The sequence below is a fragment of the Amycolatopsis sp. H20-H5 genome (genome assembly GCF_035828755.1).
Lineage (GTDB): Bacteria > Actinomycetota > Actinomycetes > Mycobacteriales > Pseudonocardiaceae > Amycolatopsis.
Genome location: NZ_JAYMZS010000212.1, coordinates 1 through 7,641, shown reverse-complemented (window position 1 = coordinate 7,641; position 7,641 = coordinate 1). Strand labels below are relative to the sequence as shown.

6 protein-coding genes are annotated in these 7,641 nt (G+C 71.3%); 4 read left to right on the top strand and 2 right to left on the bottom strand.

All coding sequences use genetic code 11. The features are described 5' to 3' along the window. Window positions 1-409: 409 nt before the first annotated feature. Both QMK34_RS46215 and QMK34_RS46210 read right to left on the bottom strand, forming a co-directional pair. Window positions 410-1,597: a carboxylesterase family protein gene (locus tag QMK34_RS46215; protein ID WP_326421318.1), complete on the bottom strand. Its 1,188-nt coding sequence runs from the start codon at window positions 1,595-1,597 to the stop codon at window positions 410-412. After that, a complete protein-coding gene (locus QMK34_RS46210) occupies window positions 1,594-2,487 on the bottom strand; it encodes an MBL fold metallo-hydrolase (protein ID WP_326421317.1) in 894 nt (297 codons plus the stop codon). Before QMK34_RS46210 ends, QMK34_RS46215 begins: the two co-directional genes overlap by 4 nt. A gap of 74 nt (window positions 2,488-2,561) precedes the next feature. On the opposite strand from QMK34_RS46210, the gene QMK34_RS46205 reads away from it, so the two are divergent. From QMK34_RS46205 to QMK34_RS46190, 4 genes are all read left to right on the top strand, one after another. Further along, the gene (locus QMK34_RS46205; protein ID WP_326421315.1) at window positions 2,562-5,147 is read left to right on the top strand and encodes an ATP-binding protein; all 2,586 of its coding nucleotides are present in this window, start codon (window positions 2,562-2,564) and stop codon (window positions 5,145-5,147) included. Window positions 5,148-5,376: 229 nt separating this feature from the next. Continuing rightward, the gene (locus QMK34_RS46200) at window positions 5,377-5,703 is read left to right on the top strand and encodes a hypothetical protein (protein ID WP_326421313.1); all 327 of its coding nucleotides are present in this window, start codon (window positions 5,377-5,379) and stop codon (window positions 5,701-5,703) included. Window positions 5,704-5,736: 33 nt separating this feature from the next. Continuing rightward, window positions 5,737-7,191, top strand: a complete 1,455-nt coding sequence (locus QMK34_RS46195) for a M4 family metallopeptidase (RefSeq protein WP_326421311.1) — start codon at window positions 5,737-5,739, stop codon at window positions 7,189-7,191. Between the two features lie 36 nt (window positions 7,192-7,227). Then, window positions 7,228-7,530 (top strand): protealysin inhibitor emfourin, encoded by a 303-nt coding sequence (locus QMK34_RS46190; RefSeq protein ID WP_326421309.1) that lies wholly within the window; start codon window positions 7,228-7,230, stop codon window positions 7,528-7,530. Window positions 7,531-7,641: the final 111 nt, after the last annotated feature.

Sequence of the window (7,641 nt, the reverse complement as noted above, 5' to 3'; positions counted from 1 at the left end):
TTCGCCCGTTTCATACCGCCATGACCGTTTCATGCGTGCCCCTGAAGGCCACCATGACAGCGTTAAACGCCGTGAAGGCTCCCATCAGGGCACACGGCAAACCTGGGGTCGCGACTGAAGGGGACTTTCTCTCGAGTCAACCTTGCAAAGTCCCCTTCACCAGAACAGACCGTGTGACAGTCCCCGTCAGTCACGCGGCCCTGGGCACCAAACTGGACGACATGACATCAGTTTCCGGACGCCTTCTGAGACCTGCGCGGTCTCGTAGCGCGCCCCCTTTTCGGACGTCCCGAGCCACAGTGCGAACCCTGCCGACGTCGCCGAGATCGACGCCGGGTCGCCGCGTGCCCGCCTCGACGCGGGGACACGGCGGCTCGACTGGGTCACGTCGATCACCGGCTCGGCTGGCTCACCGGCCGGTGAAGCGGTGGTGGTCCGGCCAGCCGGGGTCGCCGGTGGTCGCGAACCGGACCCACGCCTGGTGCAGTTCGTCCGCCAGCGACGGCGGGACCCGCGGGCCGAGCAGGCCGTCCGGTCCGCGCAACTCCGGCAGGTCCGTGGTCTCGAAGACGAACGGCAGCTCGACGGTGTGGCAGGCGCCGTGCGGCCCGTCCCGCCAGTCGAACTCGTAGGTGCGCGCGTTGCCGTGCGCGTCGGTGAGCCGCCTGCTTGCCGCGCGGAACAGCTCGTCGATCGCCGCCGAGCGGGCCGGGTCCTGGTAGAGCTTCGACTCCTCCGAGTTGGTGCCGACCAGCAGCTCGACGTCGTGCGCCGCACACCGGTCGCCCTGCACCACCCCGAAGGGTGACACCCCGGCCCGGCCGGCGGGCTTGAGCAGCTTCACCGCTTCGACGAGCTGCTCGTCGGGGATCGCTCCGAACGCCTCGGGGGTGCGCTCGACGCCGAGGGTGTCGGCCAGCGCGACGCTCGCGGTTTCCGCGTGCTCGGGCGACATCTCGGCCAGGCCGCCACTCTGACTGATCGCGCGGTGGAACAGCCCCTTCGCCGCCGGGGTGACCACGAGCGTGCTGACGATCATCGCGCCCGCCGACTGCCCGAACAGAGTCACCCGTCCGGGGTCGCCGCCGAAGCGGGCGATGTTGTCGCGGACCCAGCCCAGCGCGGCGAGGACGTCGAGCAGACCGCGGTTGTCCGGTGCGCCCGGCAGGCTGAGCCATCCCGGCGCGCCGAGGCGGTAGTTCAGCGTCACCAGCACGACGCCGTCGCGCGCGAAGGCGGCTCCGTCGTAGATCGGCGCGCTGCCCGTGCCGGACACGAAACCGCCGCCGTGCACGAACACCATCACCGGGGCGCTTCCCGTGGTGGACGGCGTGGTGACGGTGACGGTCAGGTAGTCGTCGTCGGCAGGCACCCAGGCGGCGCCGATGACCGGGCCGAGGTCCGCCGTCCCGAACCAGCGCCGCTCGGGCGCGGGGGCGGTCGGGCCGGACTTCGTCGCGTCGCGGACGCCCGTCCACGGCACCGGGGGAGCGGGCTCGGCGAACCGGGCCGCGCCGGCGGGCGCGGCGGCGTACGGGATGTTCCGGAAGGCGGTGCCGTCGCCCAAAACCACGCCGGCGGTGGTGGTGATCCTCATGCGAACGCCGCCCATTCCTTGATCGCGAACTTGGCGCCGTCGCGCCGGATCTCCGCCGCGCCCGCACCGGGGAGGTGCGCGGGCAGGACCAGCGCGTTGTGGTCCGCCGCCCAGCCAAGCACCCGACGGCGCGCGGCGCGAGCCTGCTGCTCGTCCTCGTCGAAACTCGGGCAGCAGTCCGGCTCGGCGAACTGGAGCGGGCTGTGCAGCAGGTCGCCCACGAAGACCGCGCGGTCGGTGCCGGAGGTCAGCGTCACCACCGAAGACCCCGGGGTGTGCCCTGGCGCCGGGTCGACCCGCAGGCCGCCGTCGAGCTCGAAGTGGTCCTCCCACAGGACGGTCTGCCCGGCGTGGTGCACCGGCGCGACACTGTCCTCGAACACGTTCTGCATCTGGCGCCCGGAGCGGGTCTTGTGCTCGTTTTCCGGGTTCCAGTAGTCGAAGTCGGCGCGGGCGATGACGTACCGGGCGTTGGGGAACGTCGGGACCCACTGGCGGTCCTCGAGGGTGGTGTTCCAGCCGACGTGGTCACCGTGCACGTGGGTGTTCACGACGAGGTCCACGTCCTCCGGCCGCACCCCGGCGCGGGCGAGGGAACCGAGGAAATCGGTGTTGTAGTGCGCGAAGAACGGCATGTACGGCCGCTCCTTACCGTTCCCGACACCGGTGTCGATGAGGATGGTCTTCCCCTCACTGCGCACCAGCCAGGTCTGCATGACGGAGCGGGTCTCGTCGCTTTCCGGGTGCCAGAACTCGGGGGCGAGCCAGCTCCGGTGGGCCTCCCAGGTCGCCCGCGGGACGTCCGGGAAGATGAACTCGCGGGGCAGCCCGGCGGGCGGCCGCTCGATTACCCGCGTGATTTCGATGTCGCCCAAGGTGATGGTGTCCATACCGACGAGCGTGCCGGGGCGGGCGCGTGGGCGGTATCGGTCACGTGACCGCAGTCGCCGATACAGTCGACGGGGTGAACGTAGTGGGCCGGGCCGTCGAGACGGCCGCTGTTCTCGGGCTGACCCGCGGAATCCTGGTGGTCACCGGGGAGCCGGGTGTGGGCAAGAGCACGCTGCTCGACCTCGCCGCGGCCGCCGGTCCCGCTGGTCGGGTGCTGCGGGCGACGGGCAGCCTGAGTGAGGCGAACCTGCCGTTCTCCGGGCTGCACCAGCTGCTCCGGCCGGTCGTGGCCGAGATCGGCGCGCTGCCGGAACGCCAGCGCACGGCGTTGCTCGACGCGGTCGGCCTGGGCGTGGCGGCCGAGGGATCACCTGATCGGATGATCATCGGGGTCGCGGTGCTGGCGTTGCTGTCCGAGCTTGCCGAACGGGAGCCCGTGCTCGTGGTCGTGGACGACGTGCGGTGGCTCGACGAGGGCTCGCGTGACGTGCTGGCGTTCGTCGCCCGGCGCGTCGGGGACGAACCGCTCGCGCTCGTGATCGGCGCGCGGGACGAGACCGAGTTTCCCGGCTTTCCCACTGTGACACTCGATCCGCTCGAGCCGCGCGCGGCCGTCACCCTGCTCGACGCCCAGCCGTCGCCACCTTCCGGCGCGCGCCGGATCCGGGTGCTGGAGCAGGCGGCGGGCAACCCGCTGGCGCTGATCGAGCTGGCCAGGGCCGACTGCACCGACGACGACCTGCTGCCGCTGACCGAACGGCTCGAGCGGATCTTCGCCGCCGATCTCGACCGCCTGCCCGCCGAGACCCGCCACGCGCTGCTGCTGGTGGCCGCCGACACGGCTGATCTCGTGGCGACCACGCACGCCGCCGTGCTGGCGCCCGCCGAGCAGGCCGGGCTGGTCCGGCTCACCGGCGGCCGGGTGCGGTTCCGGCATCCGCTGGTCCGGTCGGCGATCTACTACTCGGCACCGCTCGCCGCGCGCGGCGAGGCGCACCGCACGCTCGCCCGGCTGCTCGCGGACGAGCCCGACCGGCGGGCCTGGCATCTCGCGGCGGCCGCGACCGGGCCCGACGAGGAGGTGGCCGCCGCGCTGGAGGACACCGCGAGCAGGGCTCAGCGCCGAGGCGGGTACGCGGCGGCGGCCACCGCACTCGAACGGGCGGCCGAGCTGAGTCCGGCGCCGGACGACAGCGCCCGGCGGCTGGTGCTCGCCGCGGGTGTCGCGGTCCACACCGGGCAGGCCCGGTGGGTCGAGCAGCTGGCGACCAAGGCGGGCACGCTCACCGCCGACCCGGCGGTGCTCGCCACGGCCGCCCTGCGGGTCGGCCAGGTGCTCACCCTGACCTCCGGGCACGAGCGCTCCCTCGCCCTGCTGCTGCGCGCGGCCGACGAGCCTTCCCTTACCCGCCAAGCACTCGCGTCAGCCGCCGTGACGGGTTTCTACTCCGGCGACGAGCGCTACCGGAGCCAGGTCCGCGCCAGGGCCGGGGACGATCCGTGGACCTCGGCGATCCTCGATCCCCACGAGAACCGGGCCGGGCTGGCCGCGCTGATCCCGGACCTGCTCGCTCGGGCGGGCACGGATCCGCGGCAGCTCACCTCGCTCGGCGCGATGGCCTGGCTGCTCGACGAAACCGCGCTGGCCGTGCGGATCTTCGACGACGCCCTGCACCGCTGGCGCGCCACCGGCAGGCTGCCGACCGGGCTCGGGTGTTCGGCTGGCTGGGCCTATCTCGACCACGGCCGCTGGGCCGAGGCGCGGCTGGCGGCGGACAGCGCCGCGGCACTGTCCGCAGGGGCGAACCTCCCGCACCTCACCGCCGCGACGATGGTGCTGGAGGCGGCCGCGGTCACGCTGTCCGGTGAGACCGCGAAGGCGCGTGAGCTGGCCGAGCAGGCGCTGGCCGCCATCGATCCGCTGACGAGCCGGGCGGTCGGCGTCCGCGCGCGCTGGGTGCTCGGCATGGCCGCGGTGGCCGACGGCGACCACGGCACGGCGTACGAGCAGTTCCGGCTCCAGTTCACCCCGCAGGGCGAGCCCGTCCACTACCACTCGTCGTATGCGGCGGTCGCGGAGCTGGCCGCCGCCGCGGTGCGGACCGGCCACGAGGCGGAGGCAGCGGAAATCCTCGACCGGGCCGAGAAACACTGGATCGGCAACGCTTCCGCGCGGATGCACGCGGTGCTGCACCGGGCCCGCGCGTTGCTGGAACCCGACGGCGCCGAGGCTCACTTCCAGGAGGCACTGGGCGATCCGGCGGGGGAGCAGTGGCCCTTCGAGCGCGCCCAAGTGCTGCTGGACTACGCGGAGTGGCTGCGACGGCGTCGCCGCATCGCCGAGGCACGGCCGAAGCTGACGGCGGCCCACGAAATCTTTCGCAGGCTCGGCGCGCGGCCGTGGCTCGAACGCGCCCAGGGCGAGCTCCGGGCCGCTGGCGTCGACTCGGAGCCCGCGCCGCCGGACGCGCTGACCGCGCTCACCCCGCAACAGCAGCAGATCATCCGGCTGGCGGCCCGCGGGCTGACCAATCGGGAGATCGGCGAGCGGCTCTTCCTTTCGCCGCGCACGGTCGGTTCGCACCTGTACCGCAGTTTCCCGAAACTCGGGGTCACCGCTCGCTCCCAGCTGCGGGACCTAGTCGACGGCGTGCTCTAGTCGCGCGATTCCGCAAAAGCTTAGGTATGGCAAGGAAAACGGTCCCGCGGTCTCGTTGGCAAGCGGAACCGCGGCGATCCTGCGCGGTATTTTCCGCCGGACACCCGTACTGGATTGATCCGTCTGGGTGGCCTCGGTGAAGAGGTGTCACGTCCTGGTCGATCGAGCCGACAACCGAGGCGCGGGGAACCGCTTCGGCACACGAGAATCAGCTCGGGAAAGGGTGATCATGAACGCAGTTGGGGAGTGGGTTCTGCATTACAGCTGGGGTAATGCGAACAATTTCGGTCAGACCCCGATCAGCTTGAACGGGAACGGGACGTTCGCCGGCGGGAGCCCTGGCAAATGGCGGCAGCAGGACGGGACCCTGCTGCTGAGCTTCGACACGGGCCCCGCCAAATACGGCGGCACGGTCGACGCGAACGTGGCCTCCGGGGCAATGTCGACCTTCGCCGGGCTGACGGGTTCCTGGTACATGCTCAAGAAAGGCGTGGTGGGAGCGACGGCCGAGGCCGCCTCCGCCACCCCGTACGACGTCGCCGGGAACAAGTCCTGAACATCTGCTTCTCCGAAAGGCCAGGAAACAGCCGTGTCCGCTTCCCATCGCCATTCCATTTTCTGCATTCTTCCGCCGCACATCCTCGAGTCGATCGCGGAACGTGCGCCCGACAGCGATGTCCGCCGTGCCGTGCTGGACGTGTTGTCGATCGACAACACCGTGCGCAGCTTCCGGATCACCGAGCAGTTCATCACCGCTGTCAGCGAGGTGTCGCCTTCGCTGACCCCCCATCTGCAGCGCTATGTCTACAACGCGAGCCAGACACAGAACCTGCCCGGCTCGCTGGTGCGCTCCGAAGGGCAGGCGGCCAGCGGGGACGTCGGCGTCGACGAGGCCTATGACGGGCTCGGCGCGACCTTCACCCTGTACTGGGATGTGTTCGGGCGCAACTCGATCGACAACGCCGGGCTGGACCTCAAGGGCACTGTCCACTATGGAACCCGCTACGACAACGCCTTCTGGAACGGCAGCCAGATGGTGTTCGGCGACGGGGACGGCGTCTACTTCAACCGGTTCACCATCGCGCTGGACGTGATCGGCCACGAGCTGACCCACGGCGTCACCGGCCACCAGGCGAACCTCGTCTACCACGACCAGCCGGGCGCGCTGAACGAGTCGATCTCGGACGTGTTCGGCTGCCTGGTCAAGCAGTACGCCCTGCACCAGAGCGCCGCGCAGGCGGACTGGCTGATCGGCCAGGGGCTGCTGGCGGCCAGCGTGCACGGCGTCGCGCTGCGGTCGATGAAAGCGCCGGGCACGGCGTATGACGACCCGCACCTCGGCAAGGACCCGCAGCCCGACCACATGAGCCACTACGTCACCACGACCTCGGACAACGGCGGCGTGCACATCAACTCCGGCATCCCGAACAAGGCGTTTTACCTGGTCGCGACCGCGCTCGGCGCGAACGCCTGGGACAAGGCCGGCCGGATCTGGTACACGACCCTGTGTGATCCGCGGCTGTCCTCGACCGCGCAGTTCATCGACTTCGCGAACCTGACCGCCGCCAACGCGAGCCTGCTCTTCGGCTCGGCCGAGGCGCAGGCCGTCATCGACGCGTGGGAGCAGGTCGGCATCCACGTCACGTTCGCGACGCCGAAGATCTCCGGCAACTGGGTGCTGCACTACAGCTGGGGCGCGACCTCGAACTACGCGCAGACGACGCTTTCGTTCAACAGCAACGGAACGTTCAGCGGCCCGCTGACAGGGAAGTGGCACCAGCAGGACGGCACCGTGCTGCTGAGCTTCGACACCGGGCCCGCCAAGTACGCGGGCACGGTCGACGGCAGCGTCGGCTCCGGCGCGATGTCGACCTTCGCCGGGCTCGACGGCGCCTGGTACCTCTCCAAGCAGGGTACGGTCGGCATCGTCAAGAGCGTCCGGACGTCCGTGGCGCCCGGAGCGGCGGACGCCTCGGGCAACGGGTTCGCCGCGGCCGCGGCGCCCGAATCGACCGAGGCCGCGCACCGGAAAACCTCCGCGTGAGCGCAGCCGGGACGCCCCGGGATGGGAGCTGACCTGATGCGTGTCACCTTCGAGCCGGACGGCGGGTTCGCCGTGTTCCCCGGCCTGCGCCGGCCGCTGGAACTCGACACCGCCGACCTCCCGTCCGCCACGGCCTCGCGGCTCGAGGAGCTGGTCCGCGCGGCGGCCGACTCCCCGGCCGCCGCGGCCGGATCGGCGCCGGGCGCGGCGGACCAGCGGACCTATCGGATCACGGTCGCCGATCAGGCGGGCACGCGGACGTGGTCGTACGTCGAACCGGTGTCCGGCCCCGCCCGGGACCTGGTCGGCTACCTGGAGGACCTCCGGCGGCAGCGCTGAGCGGCGGTGATCTCGGTGGCCGGGCCGCCGCCGCGGTCCACTTTGCCTCTGAAGGCCACCTTGAGGGACTCTAGGTCCCTCAAGGTGGCCTTCAGAGGCTTCACACAGGGG

What these genes read in the sequence shown, in the direction of transcription:
- QMK34_RS46215 (WP_326421318.1), bottom strand. Translation starts at nt 1,597, where the DNA reads ATGAGGATCACCACCACCGCCGGCGTGGTTTTGGGCGACGGCACCGCC.
- QMK34_RS46210 (WP_326421317.1), bottom strand. Translation starts at nt 2,487, where the DNA reads ATGGACACCATCACCTTGGGCGACATCGAAATCACGCGGGTAATCGAG.
- QMK34_RS46200 (WP_326421313.1), top strand. Translation starts at nt 5,377, where the DNA reads ATGAACGCAGTTGGGGAGTGGGTTCTGCATTACAGCTGGGGTAATGCG.
- QMK34_RS46190 (WP_326421309.1), top strand. Translation starts at nt 7,228, where the DNA reads ATGCGTGTCACCTTCGAGCCGGACGGCGGGTTCGCCGTGTTCCCCGGC.